General features: G+C 74.7%; 15 protein-coding genes. 3 read left to right on the top strand and 12 right to left on the bottom strand.

Features of this window, described 5'->3' with window-relative positions:
- Positions 1-93 precede the first annotated feature (93 nt).
- Complete coding sequence (locus FHU37_RS16130; protein ID WP_312892632.1) at positions 94-2,361, bottom strand: ATP-dependent DNA helicase UvrD2; 2,268 nt, start codon at positions 2,359-2,361, stop codon at positions 94-96.
- Between the two features lie 214 nt (positions 2,362-2,575).
- Between FHU37_RS16130 and FHU37_RS16125 the strand changes: the two genes are divergently transcribed.
- On the top strand, positions 2,576-2,821 hold the full coding sequence (locus FHU37_RS16125) for a mycoredoxin (protein ID WP_179814878.1): 246 nt from the start codon (positions 2,576-2,578) through the stop codon (positions 2,819-2,821).
- A gap of 115 nt (positions 2,822-2,936) precedes the next feature.
- On the opposite strand, the gene nudC is transcribed toward FHU37_RS16125, so the two are convergent.
- The 3 genes from nudC to FHU37_RS16110 all read right to left on the bottom strand — a co-directional run bounded on the left by nudC (position 2,937) and on the right by FHU37_RS16110 (position 9,336).
- The gene (gene nudC / locus FHU37_RS16120; protein WP_246450961.1) at positions 2,937-3,902 is read right to left on the bottom strand and encodes an NAD(+) diphosphatase; all 966 of its coding nucleotides are present in this window, start codon (positions 3,900-3,902) and stop codon (positions 2,937-2,939) included.
- 124 nt (positions 3,903-4,026) lie between these two features.
- Entirely contained in the window at positions 4,027-5,517 is a 1,491-nt protein-coding gene (locus FHU37_RS16115) for a M20/M25/M40 family metallo-hydrolase (RefSeq protein WP_179814877.1), read from the bottom strand.
- Between the two features lie 111 nt (positions 5,518-5,628).
- A complete protein-coding gene (locus tag FHU37_RS16110) occupies positions 5,629-9,336 on the bottom strand; it encodes an ATP-dependent helicase (RefSeq protein ID WP_312892631.1) in 3,708 nt (1,235 codons plus the stop codon).
- Between the two features lie 145 nt (positions 9,337-9,481).
- Between FHU37_RS16110 and FHU37_RS16105 the strand changes: the two genes are divergently transcribed.
- A complete protein-coding gene (locus FHU37_RS16105) occupies positions 9,482-10,288 on the top strand; it encodes a hypothetical protein (protein WP_179814876.1) in 807 nt (268 codons plus the stop codon).
- Between the two features lie 25 nt (positions 10,289-10,313).
- Here the strand turns inward: FHU37_RS16105 and FHU37_RS16100 are convergent, their stop codons facing one another.
- Together FHU37_RS16100 and FHU37_RS16095 are read right to left on the bottom strand one after the other, a co-directional pair.
- A complete protein-coding gene (locus FHU37_RS16100) occupies positions 10,314-11,516 on the bottom strand; it encodes a dihydrofolate reductase family protein (protein WP_179816307.1) in 1,203 nt (400 codons plus the stop codon).
- A 170-nt stretch (positions 11,517-11,686) separates the two neighbouring features.
- Positions 11,687-12,340: a DUF6278 family protein gene (locus FHU37_RS16095; RefSeq protein WP_179814875.1), complete on the bottom strand. Its 654-nt coding sequence runs from the start codon at positions 12,338-12,340 to the stop codon at positions 11,687-11,689.
- Positions 12,341-12,657: 317 nt separating this feature from the next.
- On the opposite strand from FHU37_RS16095, the gene FHU37_RS16090 reads away from it, so the two are divergent.
- Positions 12,658-13,143 carry a DUF6083 domain-containing protein gene (locus tag FHU37_RS16090; RefSeq protein ID WP_179814874.1) on the top strand — a complete coding sequence of 162 codons (486 nt, stop codon included), beginning with the start codon at positions 12,658-12,660 and terminating at the stop codon, positions 13,141-13,143.
- Between the two features lie 41 nt (positions 13,144-13,184).
- Here the strand turns inward: FHU37_RS16090 and mycP are convergent, their stop codons facing one another.
- The 6 genes from mycP to FHU37_RS16060 form a co-directional block, all read right to left on the bottom strand.
- Positions 13,185-14,603, bottom strand: coding sequence for a type VII secretion-associated serine protease mycosin (gene mycP / locus FHU37_RS16085; RefSeq protein WP_179814873.1), 1,419 nt, complete (start codon positions 14,601-14,603; stop codon positions 13,185-13,187).
- 82 nt (positions 14,604-14,685) lie between these two features.
- Positions 14,686-16,149, bottom strand: coding sequence for a WXG100 family type VII secretion target (locus FHU37_RS16080; RefSeq protein ID WP_179814872.1), 1,464 nt, complete (start codon positions 16,147-16,149; stop codon positions 14,686-14,688).
- Between the two features lie 34 nt (positions 16,150-16,183).
- On the bottom strand, positions 16,184-16,504 hold the full coding sequence (locus FHU37_RS16075; protein ID WP_179814871.1) for a DUF2563 family protein: 321 nt from the start codon (positions 16,502-16,504) through the stop codon (positions 16,184-16,186).
- Positions 16,505-16,653: 149 nt separating this feature from the next.
- A complete protein-coding gene (locus FHU37_RS16070; protein WP_179814870.1) occupies positions 16,654-19,233 on the bottom strand; it encodes an immune inhibitor A domain-containing protein in 2,580 nt (859 codons plus the stop codon).
- A 115-nt stretch (positions 19,234-19,348) separates the two neighbouring features.
- Positions 19,349-20,044, bottom strand: a complete 696-nt coding sequence (locus FHU37_RS29035) for an RDD family protein (RefSeq protein ID WP_179814869.1) — start codon at positions 20,042-20,044, stop codon at positions 19,349-19,351.
- 170 nt (positions 20,045-20,214) lie between these two features.
- Positions 20,215-20,937: an RDD family protein gene (locus FHU37_RS16060; protein ID WP_179814868.1), complete on the bottom strand. Its 723-nt coding sequence runs from the start codon at positions 20,935-20,937 to the stop codon at positions 20,215-20,217.
- Between the last annotated feature and the right edge of the window lie 242 nt (positions 20,938-21,179).

Raw genomic sequence — 21,179 nt, 5'->3', positions numbered from 1 at the left:
GTCAGGGCAGCGTGACCAGCGCCGTTGTCGGGCGCCAGTCCCGTCTCCGTGACTGTGCTGGCAGGCTATTGCCGCCTGATCGAGCCGCGCAAATCATTTTCCGGCGATTCCTCGATCCTGTCCCAACGCAGCCACCGACGCCCCGCCCGCACCCGCCTGACCGGCGGCCCCGTCGGACCCCCCGGCGCACAGCCGCAGCACGTCCTCCCCGTACCGGGCGATCTTCGCCGCGTTCACCCCCGGGATCCTGCTCAGCGCCCGGACGTCGCCCGGCCGCTCCTCCGCGATCGCGGTCAGCGTGGCGTCGGTGAACACCACGTACGCCGGCAGGCTCGCCTCACTCGCCCGCTCCTCGCGCCAGTCGCGCAGCCGCCGGTAGAGCTCCTCGTCCACGTCCGACGGGCAGTCGGCGCAGCGCAGCAGCTTGCGCTCGGCCGCCTCCGCCAGCACCCGCCCGCACAGCCGGCAGCGGATCGGTGCCCGCGGACGCGGCCGGCGGCCCACCTCCTCGCGCCCCGCCCGCCCGGCCACCCCCCGGGTCACCGACGCCCGGGCGCCCAGCCCGACCGGGCCGCCCAGCACGGCGCCACCGCCGCCCGGCCGCAGCCCGTCCAGGAAGCGGGACGGCTGCCGGGTGGCCCGGCCCCCCGGCGAGCGGGACAGCGCCCAGGACAGCGTCAGCCGCTCCCGGGCCCGGGTGACGCCCACGTACAGCAGCCGGCGCTCCTCCTCCACCTGCTCCTCGGTCCGGGCGTGGGTGATCGGCACCATCCCCTCGGTGAGCCCCACCAGGAACACGGCGTCCCACTCCAGGCCCTTGGCGGCGTGCAGCGAGGCCAGGGTCACGCCCTCCATCGTCGGCACGTGCTGCACCGCCGCCCGGGCGTCGAGCTCCGCCACGAACTCCGGCAGCCCGGCACCCGGCCGGGCCGCCGCGAACTCCTCGGCCAGCCGCACCAGCGCGGCCAGCGACTCCCAGCGCTCCCGCGCCGCGCCGACCCCGGCCGGCGGGGTCGGCGTCCAGCCGCGGGTGGCGAGCACCGCCCGCACGTGCCCCGGCAGCTCCGCGCCGCCGGCACCGGCCAGCGCCCCGTCCACCTCGGCGTCCGCCCCGCCCCGGGCCGCCCCGCGCAGCAGCAGGCCGGCCTCGCGCACCTCGGGCCGCTCGAAGAACCGCTCGGCGCCGCGCAGCTGGTACGGCACCCCCGCGTCGGCGAGCGCCTGCTCGTACAGCTCGGACTGCCCGTTGGTGCGGAACAGCACGGCGATCTCGCTCGGCCGGGCCCCGCCGTCCAGCAGCGCGCGGATGCGCCGCGCCGTGCCCTCGGCCTCCGCCGGCTCGTCCGGGTACTCCTGGAACACCGGCTCCGGGCCGGGCGGGCGCTGCGCGACCAGCTCCAGGCGGGCCCGCGCCGCCGGCCCCCGGGCGTGCCGCAGCAGCCCGTTGGCCAACCCCACCACCTGCGGCGTCGAACGGTAGTCGCGCACCAGCCGGACCTCGGTGGCGTCCGGGTGCCGGGCGCGGAAGCCGAGCAGGAACGCGGGGGTGGCGCCGGTGAAGGAGTAGATGGTCTGGCTGGCGTCGCCGACCACGCACAGGTTGCCCCGGCCGCCGTCCCACAGGTCCAGCAGCCGCTGCTGCAGCGGGGAGACGTCCTGGTACTCGTCGACCACGAAGTGCCGGTACTGGGCGCGCACCTGCTCGGCGATGTCCGGCCGGGACTCCAGCACCCCGACGGTGAGCAGCAGCACGTCCTCGAAGTCGATGGTGCCGCGCTCGCCCTTCAGCCGCTCGTAGGCGGCGTAGACGCCGGCGATCTCGGCCGCGTCGCGCGGCGGGGTCCGGCCGGCCGCGGCCACGGCCGCGGCGTAGTCGTCCGGCACCGTCTGGGTGACCTTGGCCCACTCGATCTCGCCGGTGACGTCCCGCAGGTCGGCGCGGTCCAGCCGGATCCCGCCGCGGGCCGCGGCCTCCGCCACCAGCTGCACCTTCCGCTCCAGCAGCCGCGGCACCGCGCCGCCGATCGCCTTGGGCCAGAAGAACTGCAGCTGGCGCAGCGCCGCCGAGTGGAAGGTGCGGGCCTGCACGGCGCCGGCGCCGAGCGCCCGCAGCCGTCCGCGCATCTCCCCCGCCGCGCGCGCGGTGAAGGTCACGGCCAGCACCTGCTGCGGCGCCATGACCCCGGAGAGCACGCCGTAGGCGATGCGGTGGGTGATCGCGCGGGTCTTGCCGGTGCCGGCGCCGGCCAGCACGCAGACCGGGCCGCGCAGCGCCGTGGCGACGGCGCGCTGTTCGGGATCCAGCCCCTCGAGCACCGCGTCGGCGCCGAAGGCGGAGGAGTCGGCGGTCGTCTCGGTCACCCGTCCATCCTCTCAGCTCGGCCCGGGGCGTCCGGCGCCGTCCACGGCCGCCGGGCCCGGGGGGGGGCGCCGGCGGAGGGCGGACGGGCCGTGAGCGGAACGCGTGGCCCGCGAAACACGTGCGGGCCGGAATGCGCCGCGCCGCGCGGACGTTGGGCAGGGTGCGACACCCCGGCCGCGGGTCACCCCGCGGGAGACCACCGAAGGAGCTTCGATGTCCGCCGACACCATCACGATGTACAGCACGACCTGGTGCGGCTACTGCCGCCGCCTGAAGAGCCAGCTGGACCGCGAGGGGATCGGCTACACCGAGGTCAACATCGAGCTCGACCCGGAGGCCGCGGCCTTCGTCGAGAAGGCCAACGGCGGCAACCAGACCGTGCCGACCGTGCTCTTCCCGGACGGCAGCACGCTGACCAACCCGTCGCTGGCCCAGGTCAAGCAGAAGATCGCCGCCTGACGGCGCCGGTTCCGACGGGGGTTGACGGCGCGGCGGGTGGGGCGTTCGACCGAACGCCCCACCCGCCGCGCCGCGCCGCTGCCCGGTGGACGACCCACCTCACCGGCGCCCCGGCTCACCAGGAGGAGGGCGGCAGCCCCTCGCCGTACCACAGGTCGATCAGCGAGCGCGCGATGGAGACCGAGGCGGGCAGCAGCAGCTCGCCCGAGGCGACCGCCGCCCGCAGCTCCTCCCGGGTGAACCAGCGCGCCTCCTCGATCTCGTCGTCGCCGCCCAGGTCGATCCGCGGGTCGTCCGCCGTGGCCAGGTAACCCAGCATCAGGCTGGCGGGGAACGGCCACGGCTGGCTCGCCACGTAGGAGACGCCCGTCACCGCCACCCCGACCTCCTCGCGCACCTCGCGCACCACGGCCTGCTCGGCCGACTCACCGGGCTCCACGAACCCGGCCAGGATCGACCAGCGGCCCGGCGGCCAGTGCTGCTGGCGGCCCAGCAGGCAACGGTCCTCGCCGTCGCGCACCAGCATGATCACGGCCGGGTCGGTGCGCGGGTAGTGCTCGGTGCCGCAGCCGGTGCAGCGCCGCACGTGCCCGGCGGCCACGGCCACCGTGGCCTTGCCGCAGGCCGGGCAGAAGCCGTGCCGGCGGTGCCAGGTCTCCAGCGCCACCGCGTGCACCAGCAGACCGGTGTCGCGGTCGTCCAGCAGCGCCCCGACCTCCCGCAGACCGGCGCCGCGGGCCTCGGCGTCCCACTGCCCGGGCAGCTTCTCCACCGCGAGCGCGAAGTAGGCGGCGCCGTCCGGGTCCACGCCCAGGAAGTAGCGCTCGCCCTCCACCGGGGCGTCGAACGCCGACACCAGCACCAGGCGGGTGCGCGGCGCGCGCCGCTCCGCCTCCTCGGCCCCCTCCTCCCCGGCGGCCGGTTCCGGCGGGTCCTCGTCCAGCACCAGCGCCCGGCCGTGCGCGATCACCAGCACCCGGGTCGTCGGGTGGCTCCACGCGGCGGACAGCCACGCCTCGTCCAGCCGCCGCTCCGCCGCGCGGTCCAGCGCGCTGCGGGAGAGCGTCGGCGGCTGCGCCAGCGTCCCGCCCCCGGCGCCGCCCGCGGAGCCCTCCGCCCGGTCGGCGCGGCCGTTCACCGGCGTACCCACTGTCCGCTCCCCGTTCCCGTGCGCCTGCCCGCTCCGTCGGTCGTCCACCGTGCCGCTACCGCCCTTCCCGGGATGTCCAGTGCTCAGCGAGGTCCGCCCACAGGTAGGCGGAGGCCTCCACGCCCCTGCGCAGCAGGTCCAGCTCCACCTTCTCGTTGACCGAGTGCCAGCCGTCCGAGGGCACCGAGATGCCCATGAACAGCACCGGGGCCCCCAGCACGTCCCGCAGGTCGGCCGCCGGCCCCGACCCGCCCTCGCGGGTCAGCAGGATCTCCCGCCCGAAGGCCCGGCCCATGGCCCGGCGCAGCGAGGCGAGCGCCGGGTGGTCCAGCGGGGTCAGGCAGGGGCGGGTGTAGCCGTGGGCGACCACCTCGGCCCGGATGCCGGCGGGCAGACGCCCGTTCACCCAGTCCCGCAGCGACTCCTCCAGCAGCTCCGGCCGCTGACCGGCCACCAGCCGGAAGGAGAGCTTGACGTGTGCCGAGGCCGGCACGATGGTCTTGCTGCCCTCGCCGGTGTAGCCGGCCCAGATGCCGTTCACCTCGGCCGTCGGCCGGGCCCAGATCCGCTCCAGGGTGGTGTGGCCGCTCTCGCCGAGCGCGGCGGTGGAGTGCGCGGTGGCCAGCCAGCGCTCCTCGTCGAAGGGCAGCCGGGCGAAGAGCTCGCGCTCGGTCTCGTCCAGCGGCACCACGCCGTCGTAGAAGCCGGGCAGGGTGACCCGGCGGTCCTCGTCGTGCAGGGCGGCGACCAGCCGGGCCGCCTCGGTGGCCGGGTTGGGGACGGCGCCGCCGAACGAGCCGGAGTGGATGTCCTGGCCCGGGCCGTACAGGTCCACCTGGAAGCCGGCCAGGCCGCGCATGCCGGTGCAGACCGTCGGGGTGTCCTCGGACCACATGCCGGTGTCCGAGACGATCACCACGTCGCAGGCCAGCCGTTCGGCGTGCTCCCGGACCAGGTCGGCGAAGTGCGGGGAGCCGGACTCCTCCTCGCCCTCGATCAGCAGCTTGAGGTTGACGGCCGGCGCGGTCCGGCCGGTGGCCGCCAGGTGGACGCGCACCCCGAGGGAGTGCAGGAACACCTGCCCCTTGTCGTCGGCCGCGCCCCGGGCGTACAGGCGGCCGTGGCGGCGCACCGGCTCGAACGGGTCGGTGTCCCAGGGGTCGGTGGCGGCGTCGGCCGGCTGCACGTCGTGGTGCCCGTAGACCAGCACGGTGGGCGCGCCGGGGTCCGCGCTGGGCCACTCGGCGAAGACCGCGGGCAGGCCCGCCTCCGGGCCGCCGGGGCAGTCCCACACCTCGGCGGTGGGGAAGCCGATCCCGCGCAGGTGGTCGGCGAGCCACTCGGCGGAGCGGCGCACGTCCGCGGCGCGGGCCGGGTCGGCGGAGACCGACGGGATGCGCAGCCAGTCGGTCAGGTCGTCGAGGAAGTCCGACCAGTACCCGTTGATCCAGTCGCGCAGTACCGGGTCGGGGGGCGCGGGCACCTCCCGCGCCGGGGCGTCCGCCGCCCGCGCGACGCCGCCCGTGGCCGCGACCGCCTCGCTCATGCCCACCATTCCCTGATCCGGTCCGCGCTGACTCATGCACTGCACTCTACGACCGTCGAACAGGCGTGCCGGGAGTCCGCCGGCCGGATCCGCCGGCCGGCGTGACCGGTCTCACGGTCCCGGCGGCCCCTCGGCCGGCTCGTCGGCCCCGGCCCGCCCGGCCGGCTCGGCGCCCTCGTCGGGCGGGTCGTCGGACGGGTCCGGCCGGCCGCCGCTGACCAGCCGTTCCAGCTCGGCCCGGCCGGGCAGGTCCGCCGGCTGGACGACCTCGCCGGTGCGCACGTAGAGGAACGCCGCCGTCACCCGCTCCACCGGCACGCCGGTGCGCTCCGCCCAGGCCAGCCGGTACACGGCGAGCTGGAGCGGATCCGCCGTCTGCCGCCGGCTGGTCTTCCAGTCCACCACCTCGTACCGCACGGTGCCGTCCGGCTGCTCCTCGCGGTAGACGGCGTCGATCCGGCCCCGCACCACCCGGTCCCCCAGCACCAGCTGGAACGGCGCCTCCACCCGGTGCGGGCGGCGGGAGGCGTACGGGGTGCGGCGGAAGGCGCGCTTGAGCGCCTCCAGGTCGAGCTCGTCGTCGATCTCCTCGTCCTCCGCGCCGGGGATCTCCTCCGGCTCGACCAGCGGCACCACGTCGAACAGCGACTCCACCCAGGCGTGGAAACGGGTGCCGCGCCGCGCGGCCGGCATCGGCGGCCGCGGCATGGGCCGCACCAGGTCCCGGGCGAAGCCGTCCGGGTCCTGGGCCAGCCGCATCAGGGCGGTGGCCGACAGCGAGGGCGGCAGCGGCACCTCGCGGACCGGCTGGCGCAGCCGCAGCAGCTCGCCGGCCAGCGCCTCCAGGTCCCGGTCCCAGGAGGCCACCAGGGCGGTCTCCTCCAGGCCGAGGTCGGCGCCGTCCACCGCCGCCGCACCGGCCGCGCCCGCCGGGCCGTCCGCCGGGCCGTCCGCGCCCGGCGGATCCGTCACGGCCCCCTCGTCCTCCGGGTACTCCCCGGGCGGCTCGGGCTCGGGGTACGGGTCGAAGCCCCCGTCGTCCTCGTAGCCGTACGCGTCGTACTCGCCGAACTCCCCGAACTCCTCGTCCGGCTCCGGCGGCAGCGGCGGATCGTCGTCGTCCACCACCGGCCCCGGCTCCAGCTCCGGTTCCGGTTCCGGCTCCGCCCGCTCCCCCGGGGTGCGCTGCGCCGGCAGCACCCGCTCCGGGTGGCGCTCCCAGGCGTCCAGCCGGGCCAGCACCCGCTCCGCGGCCTCCCGACGGGCCGCCAGCGCCGCCGGATCCAGCGGCAGCGGCCACTCCCGGTCCAGCGCCGCGCCGGCCGGCGTCGGATTCTCCTCGCCCTCCTCCGGCGCCGGCTCCCACACCTCGATCTCGCCGTGCCCGCGCTCGCAGTGCTCACGCAGCCGGTCCAGGAACTCCGACGGCCCGCGCGGCCTCTTCTGGGTCGGCCCCCACCAGTGCCCGGAGGCCAGCAGCAGCTCGCGCGGGCGGGTGAACGCCACGTAGCCGAGGCGCAGCTCCTCGACGGCGTCGTGCTCCTTCATCTCCGCGTCGAACGCCTTCAGCCCGCCCGCCGACCACTCCGCCACCTCGGGCAGCGTCGCGGCGTCGCCGCGCAGCGGGTGCGGCAGCACCTCGCCGCGCCGGGTCCACTTCTCCCGGCCCTGATCGGTCGGGAAGGCCCCCTTGACCAGCCCGGGCACCGCCACCACGTCCCACTCCAGGCCCTTGGACTTGTGCGCGGTGAGCACCTTCACCGAGTCGTCGGCGGCCGGCAGGGTGGAGTCCAGGCCACGGTCGTAGGCGGCGGCCGAACGCAGGAAGGCCAGGAACGCCGCCAGCGACGGATCCCCGTCCAGGTCAGCGAAGGAGGCCGCGACGTCCAGGAAGGCGTGCAGCGTCTCCCGCCGCCGCGCCGCCAGCGCGTGCGGGGAGGCGGACAACTCCACGTCCAGGCCGGTCACCGACATCACCCGGTGCAGCACGTCCATCAGCGGCAGCTCCAGGCTGCGCCGCAGCTCGCGGATCTCGCTGGCCAGCCGGGCGAACCGCACCCGGGCCTGCGGGGAGTAGCGCAGCTCGTCGCCGGGATCCTCCAGGGCGTCGGCCAGCGAGACCACCTCGGTCGGGTCCACGCCGGAGACCGCCTCGGCCAGCGCGGCGTCCAGGCCGGCGCCGTCGGGGCCGGCCGCCTCCGCCGCGCCGGAGCCTCCCCGCCGCCCGCCACCCACCAGGTCACGGGCCCGCCGGCCGAGCAGCGCCAGGTCGCGGGCGCCGATCCGCCAGCGCGGGCCGATCAGCAGCCGCACCAGGGCGGCGTTGGCCGTCGGATCCTGGAGCACCTCGCAGACGGCCACGAGGTCGGCGATCTCCGGCAGGTTGAGCAGCCCGGAGAGCCCGACCACCTCCACCGGCACGTCCCGGGCCACCAGGGCGGCGTGGATGTCGGCGAAGCTGGTGCCGGCCCGGCACAGCACGGCGATCCGGCCGGGGCTGACGTCGGTGCGGACCAGGTGCGCGATGGTGTCGGCCAGCCAGGTGATCTCCTCGTCGTGGGTGCGCAGCAGCGCGCAGCGGATCCGGCCGTCCCGCTCCGCGCCGGGGGCGGGGCGCAGCGGGGCGACGCCCTGGTGGAGTTCGCGCAGCGGGGCGGCCAGGTCGTTGGCGAAGTCGAGGATGCGGCCGCCACTGCGGCGGTTCTCGCTGAGCGAGTAGCGGGCCGCGGGCGTGCCGTCGCTCCTGGGGAAGTGGTGCGGGAAGTCGTCGAGGTTGGCGACGGAGGCGCCGCGCCAGCCGTAGATGGCCTGGCAGGGGTCGCCGACGGCGGTGACCGGGTGGCCCACGCCGCGCGGGGCGCCGAAGAGCCCGCCGAGCAGCAGCCGCTGGGCGACGGAGGTGTCCTGGTACTCGTCGAGCAGCACCACCCGGAACTGCTCGCGCAGCAGCCGGCCGACCTCGGGGCGGGTCTGCGCGAGCCGGGCGGCGAGGGCGATCTGGTCGCCGAAGTCGAGCAGGTCGCGGGCGGCCTTGGCCTGGCGGTAGCCGTCGACGAGCCCGGCGAGTTCCAGCCGGGCGGCGGCGGCCTGCTGCACGGGGCGGACCCAGGCGTTGCCGCGCTTGTCGGGGTCGATGGAGCCGACGGCGTCGAGCAGCGCGCGGTCGTGGGCGCGGAGCTGCTCGGGCGTGACGAGGTGCTCGGCGAGCTCGCCGTCGAGCTTCAGCAGCCGGGCCGTGGTATCGGCGAAGGTCCAGGTCAGCGCCGGGTACGGGCCGGGGGCGGCGCGCAGCACGCGGGCGGCCAGCTGGAAGCGGGTGGCGTCGGCGAGCAGCCGGGCGCTGGGCTCGACGCCGATGCGCAGCCCGTGCTCCTTGAGCAGGCGCCCGGCGAAGGCGTGGTAGGTGGAGATCTCCGGCTCGCCGAGCGGCTCGTCGTCCGCCGCGCCGGCACCGCCCCCGGGGCCGGCGGCCGTGCCGGCTCCGATGCCCGCGCGGCGCAGCGCGGAGCGGACCCGTTCGGCCAGCTCCCCGGCGGCCTTGTTGGTGAAGGTGAGGCCCAGCACCTGCTCGGGCCGCACCTGCCCGGTGCCGACCAGCCAGACGACCCGGGCGGACATCACCGTCGTCTTGCCGGATCCGGCGCCCGCGACGATCACCCCGGGCTCCAGCGGGGCGACGATCGCCGCCATCTGCTCGGCGGTGAAGGGGATGCCGAGGAGTTCCTTCAGCCGCTCGGGATCGCTCAGCACCGGGCGGAGGACGGGCTCCCGCCGCCCGGGTCCCGGCCCCGTCTGTGGTCCTGGCGCTGCTGTTGGCACGCAGGCGATGGTACGGGGCGGTGGGGACGTTCCCGGACGAGCCGGACGAACCACTCACGCTCCGTGACATCGGCCTGTCGCGGCGGGGGCCGGGCTGCTATGAAGGCGTTGGCCGCTGTTGCCGCCGATGTCCGACCACCGTTCGATGGGAACCGACGTGACACCGTCCCGCGCCGCGGCGATCGCCGCCACCGCCGCCCTCTGCGCCGTCCTGAGCGGCTGCGGTGGCTCCGACGACTCCGCGGACCCCGCCGCCAGTCCGTCCACGAGCGCCGGGGCCGCGGGCGACCGCAGCGGTCCCGAACTGGCGCAGGCGGTGGCCGACCTCATGGAGGACACGCCCTTCCGCGCCACCGCGTCCGGGGAGGACTCCACCGGCACGGTCCGCGCCGAGCTCGTGGTGGCGCCCAACGGCGCGCACGAGCTCATCGAGCACAGCGTCGACGGCAGCATGGAGAGTCTGTCCATCGGCCAGGACGTGTGGGGACGCTACTCCGGCGACATCCTCCCCTTCGAACTCGAGGACCCGGACGTCTGGCTGCACTCCGACGCCTCCACCGCCGAGGCGATACTCGGCGCCTCCCTGGACGGGCGGGGGGAGTCGCCCTTCGACCCGGCGGCGGACTTCTCCGCGGTCACCCTCGGTGAGCCGGAGGAGGTGGACGGGGTGCCCGCGCTGGTGCTGGAGAACTACCCGCTGGACGACGACGGCACGGGCACGGTGTGGGTGGCCGCCGAGGGCGAACCGTGGCCGCTGCGGACCGTGGGCACCTCGCAGTTCCAGGGGGAGAGCGTCACCCAGGAGACCCGCTTCAGCGACTTCGGGGAGGTGGAGGAGCTGACGCCCCCGCCGGCGGACCAGACCATGGAGTGGGAGGACGCCTTCGCCCAGTGGTGGAGCCCCGAGGAGCAGGCGGAGCTGGACGACCTGCTGTCCGGGGCCGAGGGCTGACGCCGCGGCCGGCGGACGCCGGCGCTCACCGCGACGGGCCGCCGACCAGGTGGGCGTTGGGCTCCATCGCCAGCGCCGACAGCTCCTCGATCCGCCGCACCCGCACCCCCGCCGCGGTGAGCTCCTCGTCGCCCGCGCCGTCGACGAACAGCACCGGCTCCCGCCAGGCGTAGACGACGCGGCGGATGCCGGCGTCCAGGATCAGCCGGCTGCAACTGCGCGGGCGGGACTTGCGCACGCTGCACGGCTCCAACGAGCTGTACAGCGTCGCGCCGGCCAGCCGGGGATCACCCGGCGCCACCTTGGCCAGCGCCGCCTCCTCGGCGTGCACCCGGTCGTCCCCGCCCTCCCGGGAGTAGCCGGTGGCCAGCACCGTGCCGTCCACCGCGACCACCACCGCCCCGACCGAGAACGCCGTCGAGGACGGCGGGCAGCGACGCGCCAGCTCGACCGCCTCGCGCAGCCAGCGCGCGTCCACCTCGGCGGGCGAGCCGGCGCCCAGCAGGTAGCGGGGCACCACCACGTCGCCGAGGTGCTCCACCCCGGCCAGCAGCATCCGGTGGGTGGAGTCGTGCGGGAACGGCCCCGGGCCGACGAACCGGGGCGCGCCCGGATCACCGACGAAGAACGGCGCGACGGCCAGCCGCACCTCGTCGGCCAGCCCTTCCGCCAGGAAGCGGGTGTGGATGCCGCTGCCGCCCTCCACCATCAGACGCCGCACCCCGCGCGCGGCCAGATCCGCCAGCACGGCGCGCAGCGACAGCGGTTCCCCGGCGTCCACCACGGTGGTGTGCCGGCCGGGACCCAGCCGCCGCCGCGCCACCTCAGCCCCGGACGTCGCCGCGTAGACCACCTTCTCGGTCGGCCCCTCCGGGGCGTCCTCGGCGAAGAACCGGGCCCGCGGGTCGAGCTCGCCCCGCAGGGTCAGCGTGACCTTGGCCGGACTCGCCGGCAGGCCGCGCGCCACCCGCTCCGCCCGCCGCCGGTCGGAGCGCACCAGCAGCCGCGGGTCGTCCCGCCGGATCGTCCGGGCGCCCACCAGGATCGCGTCGCACTCCGCCCGGACGGCGTCCACCCGGTCGAAGTCGGCGTCGTTGGAGAGCAGCAGCCGGGTCGCGGTCGAGTCGTCGATGTACCCGTCGACCGACGCCGCGCAGGAGAGCAGGACGTACGGCCGCCGGCCCGCCTCCGCGCCCGGGGCCGGGGCGGGGGCCGCCTCCGGAGCCACGCCGGTGCCCGGAACGGCGTCCGGAGCCGCGTCCGCGTCCTGGCCCGCCCACCGACTCACACCCACCACAGCTCTCCTCACCTGGACCGGCGCCCCCGGGCGTCCGGAACGACGGGGAGATTCTGCACCGTCCCGGCCGCCCGGACGACCGGGGCGGCGCGGCGCGGCGCTCAGTGGCGTTCGCGCATCCGGGCGACGTAGGGGGCGAAGGGGTCGTCCGGGTCCGGCTCGGGATCGTCGTAGCGCTCGTACGGATCCGGCTCGGCGCCCGGGCCGTCGTCCACCTGGAGCGGCGCCAGGTCCGGGTGCGAGTTGCGGTACATCTGCATCAGCGACGGCCCCGTCCGCGCCACCCGCTCGTTGCCCAGCCGGACCAGGTCCAGTTCCAGCTCCTCGCCGACCCGCACGGCCGGGTGCCCGTTGGACCACACCATCCAGTCCGAGTCCGGGATGGTGCGCACCATCACCGTGCCCAGGTGGTAGCCCACCTCACTGGCGAGCTCGTAGGCGGTGGCCGGGCGGGTGTCCAGCCAGAGGTCCACCAGCCGGTCGAGCTCCTCCAGCGACTCCACCGAGTCGTCCAGCTCCACACCGGCCTCGGCGGCGGCCAGCCGCAGCTCCGGGCACGCCTGCAGCATGCCGACCAGCACGTCGTCCGCCGGTCTGCCGGGGCCGAAGACCGGGACGCTGCGCGCCACACCGTGCTGGCCGCGCCAGCGGACGATGCGCTGGCTGACGCCCGGGTCCGTGCCGAGGACGCCGTTGCTCGACTTCCGCATCGTCTCCCCGCCCCTACCGTAGACGCCACCGTGAGTTGTGGACATAAGCAACATTGTTCTGGGTGCGGGCGCAGACGGGGAGGGTTTTACCTCAGCGATGCACACGGCCCTCGCTCCCGCGCCACGCGTGCGCCGGCGCACCCGGGCGCACAGGGGGAACGCACGGGGGAGCACGGCGCCCCGAGTGCCCAGAACGGAGTCGGCGCGTCCGGATGACACACTGGCCGCCTGTCCGAGGGCACGCCCGGCGGGCGGTACGCGGTCCGGGTGGCACGCCGCACGGGCGAGCGCCCCCGGCGCGGGCGGCGCGGACAGCACGGACGCGGAAGGCCCGGCGATCGGGAGCGGAAGGAAGGACGGCGATGGAGGGCAGGCACGACTCCGGCACGGCACGGATCGGCTCCTGCGGTGACTGCGGGCTGCCCGTGGAGTACCGCACCGCCCTGGGCGGCGACCGCGTGGCCCTCCAGCCCGGCGAGTTCCCGGCCCGCGCCGTCCCCCCGTACCTGCACCGGCACCTCAGCCGGGGCGTCGTCTACGAGGGCGCGGAACCGGTGCACGACTGGTGCCGCATCCCGCACGACGCCGTCTGCCCGGCCCAGGAGGAGCCCCGGCACCCCGGGCTGCGCGAGATGCACCGCCGCCTGGCCGTGCGCAGCCGCAAGGCGCGCGAGGAGGCCGGCACCCCGTCCGACGGCCCCACCCCTACCCCGCCGCCGGCACCGACGGGCCGGGAGCCGGCGAAGCCGGCGAAGCCGGCGAAGCCGGCGAAGCCGGCGAAGCCGGCGAAGGACGAGGGCCCCGGGAGGGGGATTCCCCCCGCCCCGGGGCCCGGCATGATCTTCTGAGCCGCGCGATTCTCCGAGTCGCCTACGGCACTGCCGCTACGTCACTGCTGCGGCGGCGCCGGCGGGGGCGGCTGCACGAACGGCCCCTGCCGCTGACCACCCGGCGGATACCCGTTCTGCCCGTACGGTCCGGCCGAGGACGGCGGCGCGGGCTGGTACGACCGCGGCGGCGGATACTGCTGGCCACCCGGGTACGGCTGCTGCGGCGGGTGGTGCCAACCGTTCGGCTGCGGGGACCCGATCGGCGGAGCGGCGGGACCGGGAACCGGCGCCCCACCACGCCCGCCACCGGCGCCACCACCGGGCGGCCCACCCCGCGAACCCCGGCCCCGGGCCACCACGATCCCGACGACCACCACCACGACGGCGAGCACGCCGACCCCGACGCCGATCCACACGCCGAGCGGTGTACCCGACTCCTCCTCCGCGGCGGTCCCGGCACTCTCCGCCCCCGGCCCGACGGCCGCGGGGTCACCCCCCATCGCCTCGACCAGCGGGTTCTCCTCCGGGCCCGGGGGGATGTCGGCGGTCAGCGCCTGGTTCGGGTTGAGGATGCCCCGGCCGTAGTACTCGCTCGGCACGGGCGTCCCGTCCGGCGGCGGCATCGCCGACTCCAGCAGCCGGTTGATCACCTGCCCGGCCGACAGCTCCGGGAACTTGGAGATCACGAGCGCTGCGGCGGCGGAGACGTAGGCGGTGGCGTCGCTGGTGCCGGTGCCGGTGCGGTAGCCGCCGTCCAGACCAGCACTGACGATGTCGACGCCAGGCGCCGACAGGCTGACGTAGGGGCCGTAGTTGGACCTGTCCCAGATACGCCCCTGTGAATCGACGGCGCCAACGGTGAGAACGCCAGGCGTCGCCGCGAGCGAGCGATCCAGGATCCGATCCCCTGTGTTGCCCGCGCCCACGACCACGACCACGTCTTCCGCGATCGCTCGCTGAATCGCCGCCTCGATGTCGTCGTACTGGATGCCGTCCAGTGAAAGGTTGATGACGTCCGCGTCCTGATCGACAGCCAGGTTGATTGCCTCGGCGACGCTCACGCCCTCCGCGGTGTACTGGCGATCAATCACCCGAATAGGGAGAATCTGGGCATCTGGCGCCAACCCTCTGACGCCGTCCCGGCCGCCCTCGCCATGCCCCGTGCCAGCGATCAGTGAGGCCATGCCTGTGCCGTGGCCGTCCACGTCCACGTCGCCGTCCGAAGACTCGAACAGGTCGAAGCCCGGCAGCACGCGTCCCGCCAGATCCGGGTGCGACGTGTCGACACCGCTGTCGATCACCGCGACAAGGACTCCCTCACCCGTGGACTGCTCCCAGACCACCTCCTCGGCCTGGTAGTTCTGCAATGCCCACTGCTGGTCGCGGACCTCGTCGGCGCTCGCGGGAGCCGCCACCGACCCGACGAACAGAACGGTTGCCGCCGCGCCGAGCGTCAGGCGCCTGCCCCACGTGATCACCTCTGAGGTCCTCCGTCCTCGCCACGTGCTCCACCACAGTCAGATGGCTGCCCCGCAAGCTAACAGGGCAGCCATCCGAGGGTCACTCGTCGATCACCCGTGGCGTGATGGAGCGTGACGCGCGCCAGGTCTCCTCGTCCTCGACCAGGTAGTCGGCCCGCTCCCGGCGCTCGCGCTCCTCTTCCTCCGCGCGCTGCTGGTTGGGGAGCCGGTAGGCGTTCCGGGGGTCCGCGCCCCCCAGCCGGCTGCCACGGCCGATCCCGCTGCCGCCTTGAGTGAACGTTCCAGAGCGCCCGGCCGGGCCGTCCCCGTCGACTCCGATGACCCCGCTCCGACGGTTCGTCGCAGAGGTGGACCCGCGCCCACCAGCCGCCCCGGCACCGATTCCCCCACCCGGCCTGGCCCCACCGGTCCTTCCGTTGCCAGCGCCGGTGTCCCGCTGCGCATCGGAAGCGGAAACGAGTGGCCGTCCCTCACGCTGCCCCGGCATCCGGGTGCCCCTGGGGCGGAGACTTCCACCGGGATTGCGGCCCTGGTTGCTGGCGAGGTCGCCGAGGCCGACCGGGCCGCGGAAGTTCGTGTTGCCGCCCCCGCCACCGGCGGGTGCGGGCCCCGGGTTCGTGTTGGAGGGACTGCGGTTCAGCGTCGGCGCGTCCGCACGGTTCAGCTCGGATGCCGGCAGTGAGGAGCCGCCTCCGGGGCGGTTCGTCGACAGGCCGTTCTCGGGCGCCGGTCCGTCCACTCCGCGGACCCGCTGCACACCGGAGGGGGACGTGGCGTCGCCCTGCACGTAGGAAGTACCGCGAGGGCCCGTTCGGGACGTGACACCACGGCCGTAACTGGACGGCTGGGAGTTCGCCGTGGCGAAGCCCGCCCCGACACCGCCCACCAAACCGGCGGCTCCTGCAGAAGCACCGGCGCTGGCATCAGACGGTGAAATGACACCCTCCTCGCCATCATCGACCCGGGTCCACACCATCTTGCTCCGTGCCGTCGCCAGACCCGCCGTGTACCGCTGGAGGACGGCCACCGCCTGGTTGCGGCGCTCCTCGTCCTCCCGCAGGAAGGCGTCCACTCGCCCGGTCATCTCCTGGCGCACGGTGCCGTCGTCGTCCGCCGGAGTGAGGGAGTCCACCAGGTGCTGGCCCAGCCCCGGGACGAACGCCAGCGCGCCGCCTCCCGCGAGGTCCGTGGCCATGTCCTTGAGGTCGGAGAACCAGCCGGAGTCCTCCGGCATGCTGTTCTTCGCCGTGTCGATCTCGCTGGAGATCGTCAGCAGCGCGTCCCGGATCCGCTCGGCGTACTCGGCCTGGTCACGCAGGTACTGGCGCAGGTCCGACAGGTCGCCGCCGAAGCCCTCGGCGGCGTCCCCCTCCCAGTCGGCCATGACAGTCTCGCCGTTGACGCCGAGGACCGCTTCCAGCTCCCGTAGCTTGGACGCGACGTTGGCCCACACGTCGGACGCCTGCGCGACCGTGCTCGACGAGGCCGGATCGATCAGCGCGCGCATCTGCTCCAGGCTCATCGAGCTGAAGTCCGTCGCCATGTCGGGTTTCCCTCCCCCGGTTCAGCCGTGCCGCTCAGATCCAGGTCTGGTTCTGGGTGGCGGTGTTCTGGTCCTCGGTCTGCGTGTACAGGTTGGCCGCGTCGCCGACATTGCCGCCCAGTCGCTCGATGCGGGTGTGCACGGAAGCCAGCATCTCCCGCAGGTTGCTGCGGAGGGACTCGTATTGCGCCTCGATGTCCTGGGCCTCCTCGAAGTTGCCGAAGGCCAGGCAGTTGACACCGCTGAGCGAGTAGATCGCCTCGCTGGAGGCCCCGTCCTCCAGGTCGGCGAGGAGCTCCGACGCCTTCTGCGCGAACTCGGTCAGACGCTCGACATCTACGGAGAATCCGCTCATCCAGGCACCCCCGCCGCTGGTGACGCTTGCCGGTAGACGATGGTCACATGTGGGCCTCAGCATCCCATACGGTCCGTCAGAACGGGAAGCTGGACGAGTATGCGGACGGGGGCGCACCGTAGCCGGCGCGCCCCCGCTTCAGCAGGCGGTCACCCGTCCGTCGACGGCTCCACGCGCACCACCACGTACGCACCGCCCGGGTGTTCGGTTTCGACCACGATGCGCGTGCCGGTGTCCGGGACCCGGACGCTGCCGGCCGGGTTCTCCTCGTACCAGTACCGGCCGGAGTGGTCGTCGAAGACCGTGACGCCCTCGCGGGCGCCGAAGAACGTCGCCACTCCCCCGTCGTGCAGCGTGAACTCGGCCGTCGGCCGGCTGCCGAAGGTGGCGTCGCGGGTCTGCACGCGGTTGCGGACGAGGGCGTCCTCCTCGACGACGGGCTCCCCGCCCTCCTCGCGCACCCAGTACTCCGGTTCCGGATGGGCGTCCACCGGCAGGACCAGACCCTCGCCCGGGTGCACCCCGGTGTTGTTGTCGTCCTGCGAGGTGTCCCACAGCCACACCAGCACGCCCGGTTGGTAGGGGAAGTGCTCGGCGAGGTTCTGGATGTCCGGACGGAATCCGAAGTGGTAGGGGCCCACGTCGAGGGTCTGGTCGTAGCCGACGAGTTGCCGGTTCTCCACGATGTAGTACCGCTCGTACTCCTCGGTGAAGGCCCCGGGCACGCTGCGGAAGCCGTCCGCCTGCGCGGCGCGTTCGTCCTCCGCGCCGTCGTGCAGCAGCACGCGCCCGTCGGCGGTGCCGAGGGTGACGTCGTCCGCGGCGAATCCCATCAGGCTCAGGCCGCTGTCGGTCTGGTAGCGCAGCCGCAACAGGGTGGGCCGGCCGGCCTGGTCGTCCAGCGGGAGGACGAGGTCGCGCCAGCCGTCGGACTCGCCGTCGAGGGCGGGGTGGTCGCCGGCGTCGCGTCCGATCGGTTCGCCGTCGACGGTGCCGTCGAGGGGTTCCCAGGTGCGCCCGCCGTCGGTGGAGGCCTCCGGGTAGAGGTAGTCGTAGCCCGCTTCGATGTCCCACCAGCCGGCCATGGTGAGCGCGGGCTCGTCCTCCGGGGCGATCCCGGTGAGGTCCACCTCCCAGGTGAGGGTGTTCGACAGGTCGTCGCCCTTGCCGCTCCACCACATGCGTTCGCCCTCCGGCGGGTCGGCGATGTGGGTGGTGAGGGATCTGGTGGGCAGCGTGACCAGCAGCGCGCGCGGGTGGTCGTTGTGCCAGGGGGTCGGTCCGGCGGCGGGGCCGAGGGTGTGGGTGGATTCGGTGGCGGCGCGCGCGGTGGCGTAGTCGAGCCAACCGAGCTGGAACTTCTCCCAGGCGCCGAGGTCCCCGGGGGCGGTGCCGATGTCGTCGGTGCCGTCGCCGAGGTAGGAGCCGGCGGACATCAGCGACCAGAAGCCGGTGGAGTTCTCCCCCTCGTGCGAGGTGTCGTACAGGTCGGGGAGGCCGAGGTCGTGCCCGAACTCGTGGGCGAACACGCCGAGGCCGCCGTTCTCCGGCTGCAGCGTGTAGTCGCCGACCCAGATGCCGGTGTCGCCGATCTCGGTGCCGCCGAGGAGGTTGCCGGGCGGCCCGGTGCGGCCGGAGTCCGTGCCGAAGGCGTACCAACGGTGGGACCACAGGGCGTCCTCGCCCTGGGCGCCGCCGCCGGTCTCCTCCCCGACGCCGGCGTGGACGATCTGGAGGTGGTCGATGTAGCCGTCGCTCTCGCCGAAGTCGCCGTCCTGGTCGTGGTCGTAGCGGTCCCAGACGTCGAAGCCGGCGAGCTCGGCGCGGAGTTCCTCGGGTGTGGTGCCGGCGGCGAGGCGGTCGGCGGCCCACTGGTTGACGGCGTCGCGCACCAGGTCCCACGGTTCGGTGCAGTCGGCCTCGTCGCAGCGGTTGGTGCCGTACCGGGAGCCGTTCCACTCCACCCGCACCCAGTCGGTGACGTGGCCGGAGACGGTGTAGCGGCCGGAGGACTGGCGGTCGTAGTAGTTGGCGACGGACTGCGCGCCCGGGGCCCGGGAGAAGTAGAGGTCCTCGTAGTGCCGGCGGTCGTAGTCGGCCTGCCAGACGGTGGTGTTGTCCACGGAGCGGTCCGGCTCCGGGATCTCGTTGTGCCGCGGGCCGGGTTCCCCGCCGTACCGGGGGACGGGTTCCTCCGGGCCGGTGCCGTCCGGGTCCCACATGGTCTCGTCGTCCACCCGGTCGCCGAACTCGACCAGCACGGCGAAGATCCGGTCGGTGCGCTCGTGCGCCATCTCGACGAACTTGCCGTCACCGAGCGAGACGGAACGCGAGGTGCCGTGCCGCTCCAGGGTTGCCTCGCCGGCGAGCAGTCGGCGCAGCGCCTCCTTGCGGTAGGCGGCCTGCTGGGCGCTGAGCGGGCCCGGCAGGTCGTGGCGGCGGTGCGGGTGGGCGCCGTCGGGCTCGGGGACGCTGTGGTCGACCTGGTCGACGGCGCTGACCTTGCGGTCGGCGGCACCCGTGGGCCCGGCGGCACCGGGCCCCGAGCCCGGCCCGGCACCTGAAACGGCACCCGACCCGGCACCGGAGCCGGGACCGGCGTCGCCGGCCAGGGCGGAGGGGAGGGCGGCGAGCAGGAGGGCGGCCGCGACCAGGGCGGTGGTGGTGGCCGCCGCAGCACGGGCCGGGCCGCCCCGTCGGCGACGGCGGAACGATCGGTCGCTGATCATTCGATCATCATTGGGGCAGCCGGGAGGGGGCGTGGGCCGCGACTCGTCGCCGGTCCCGATTGCACCCGATCGCGCTACCTCCGGCTGTCGCCGCGGGCCGGAATCTGGTAATGCGTCAGCGCGCCTCGACGACGACCGTCCGGGCGGCCTTGTCGTGGATGCACTGGCGGTACGGCTTGTCCCACAGGTGCCAGAGCACGTTGAGCAGCCAGAAGAGCGTGCCCAGGCACACCACCACGGTGGGCAGGCTGTAGACGGCGGCGCGGATCCAGGCCGGGCCGCCGCGCGGCGTCTCGCCGGTCGCCAGCATGGCGACCCGGATGCGCACGGCCATCTTCCCGAGGGTCTGCCCGCGGGCGCTGAGCATCAGCGCCTCGTAGACGAAGTAGCCCAGGACGCTGATCAGCCCGGCGAGCTGCTGCCCGATCGTGGTCTCGGGATCGAGGAAGATCCAGGTGATGATCGAGGCGACGAGGCCGATGATGAGCCCGTCGATGATCCGGGCCACCAGGCGGCGCCAGCTGGGAGCCAGCGGCGGCGTGGCGACCTCGGGCCCGGCGGGGAACGGGCCGGTGGGGTACGCGCTGGGCACTCCGTAGTCGCCCGGCGGTGGCTGGGCCCCGGGCGGTGGCTGGGCCCCGGGGGTGCCGGGAACCCCGTGCCCGCCGGGCACGGCGCCGGGAGTGCCCGGGGCACCCGCCGCCCCCGGGCCGCCCTGGGGGGTGGGGCCGGTCGGGGGTTCGCCTCCGATGTCCTTGCCGCCCGGCCCGTCGGGTGGGGGCGGCTGGTGTCCCGCGTCGTCGTTCGCCATAGCGCGATGCTCGGCACTGGACCGGCCCGGCACGAAGAGAAACGCCCCGGTCGCCCGCTTTCTCACTCGGATCGCGGAACAGCGCGCCCGGCCGGGCAGAACGGAAAGGGCCGCCAGGAGGAGGTCCTCCTGGCGGCCCTGGCGACCGCGTCGCCGGGAAGCGCCGGCCGTCAGCGGGTCGAGACCACCACGGTCCGGACGGCCTTGTCGTGCAGGCACTGCCGGTAGGGCTGGTCCCACAGGTGCCACAGCGGGTTGAGCAGCCCGTAGACGAAGCCGAGGTACGGCACCATGCCCGGCAGCAGGTACATCGCCGTGCGGCCCCAGCCGGCGCCACCGGGGACCCCGCCGTCCTGCAGTCGGGCCACCCGGATGCCCATCCACCTCTTGCCCAGGGTCTGGCCGCTACGGGAGACCATGATGCCCTCGTAGAGGAAGAAGACCAGGTAGGGCAGCAGGGTGTACCCGAAGAGGCCGCCCATCGCGAGGGCCGTGGCGGTGTCAGGGTCGGAGGTGTCCGCTCCCACGGCGCTCACGCCGATGATGACCACCACGACGATGACCGTCGGCAGGCCGACGACCAGCCAGTCCAGCAACCGGGCGAGGAACCGCTGACCGCTCGTCGCCAGCGGCGGCATTCCGCCCATCGGGGCACCGCCCGGCATTCCGTACCCGCCCTGGGCCGGGTATCCGTAGCCCTGCGGGGCACCCGGTGCGGGGTATCCGTAGCCCTGGCCACCCCCCTGCTGCGGGTAGCCGTAGCCCGGCTGGCCGTACCCGCCGGCCGGCTGCTGGCCGTAGGGCGGTTGCTGGCCATATCCGCCTGACTGCCCGTAAGGCCCTCCCGCGTAGGGGTTGCCTCCCTGCGGGTCGGGATATCCACCGTGCGTCATGTCACACAGTATGACGCGTGACGAATCCCCCCGAACGGGAGGGTCGGTAACTACTTGGTGAACCCTCCGTTTTCGGCCACCGCCGATCCGGGAACTCCCCGAATTCCATTCCGGACGACGGAATGAACCCATACGTTCTGCTACATTGACCGTCATTTCGGGCATCCCGCTCCGGATGAAGTGCCCCGTTCGGGTGCAGCGCGGGAGCCGCCGAGGGCACTACGCTTGGTTACGGCAGCATG

Origin of the sequence: Allostreptomyces psammosilenae (assembly GCF_013407765.1) — a bacterium.
GTDB lineage: Bacteria > Actinomycetota > Actinomycetes > Streptomycetales > Streptomycetaceae > Allostreptomyces > Allostreptomyces psammosilenae.
The sequence above is the reverse complement of the archived record's forward strand: the minus strand, read 5'-3'. Positions and strand labels throughout refer to the sequence as shown.

Excerpts from the sequence above, each read along its gene's own strand:
- FHU37_RS16125 (WP_179814878.1), top strand. The coding sequence starts at position 2,576 with ATGTCCGCCGACACCATCACGATGTACAGCACGACCTGGTGCGGCTAC.
- FHU37_RS16075 (WP_179814871.1), bottom strand. The coding sequence starts at position 16,504 with ATGAGCGGATTCTCCGTAGATGTCGAGCGTCTGACCGAGTTCGCGCAG.
- FHU37_RS16080 (WP_179814872.1), bottom strand. The coding sequence starts at position 16,149 with ATGGCGACGGACTTCAGCTCGATGAGCCTGGAGCAGATGCGCGCGCTG.
- FHU37_RS16070 (WP_179814870.1), bottom strand. The coding sequence starts at position 19,233 with ATGATCAGCGACCGATCGTTCCGCCGTCGCCGACGGGGCGGCCCGGCC.
- FHU37_RS29035 (WP_179814869.1), bottom strand. The coding sequence starts at position 20,044 with ATGGCGAACGACGACGCGGGACACCAGCCGCCCCCACCCGACGGGCCG.
- FHU37_RS16115 (WP_179814877.1), bottom strand. The coding sequence starts at position 5,517 with ATGAGCGAGGCGGTCGCGGCCACGGGCGGCGTCGCGCGGGCGGCGGAC.
- FHU37_RS16105 (WP_179814876.1), top strand. The coding sequence starts at position 9,482 with ATGGGAACCGACGTGACACCGTCCCGCGCCGCGGCGATCGCCGCCACC.
- FHU37_RS16060 (WP_179814868.1), bottom strand. The coding sequence starts at position 20,937 with ATGACGCACGGTGGATATCCCGACCCGCAGGGAGGCAACCCCTACGCG.
- FHU37_RS16095 (WP_179814875.1), bottom strand. The coding sequence starts at position 12,340 with ATGTCCACAACTCACGGTGGCGTCTACGGTAGGGGCGGGGAGACGATG.
- FHU37_RS16090 (WP_179814874.1), top strand. The coding sequence starts at position 12,658 with ATGGAGGGCAGGCACGACTCCGGCACGGCACGGATCGGCTCCTGCGGT.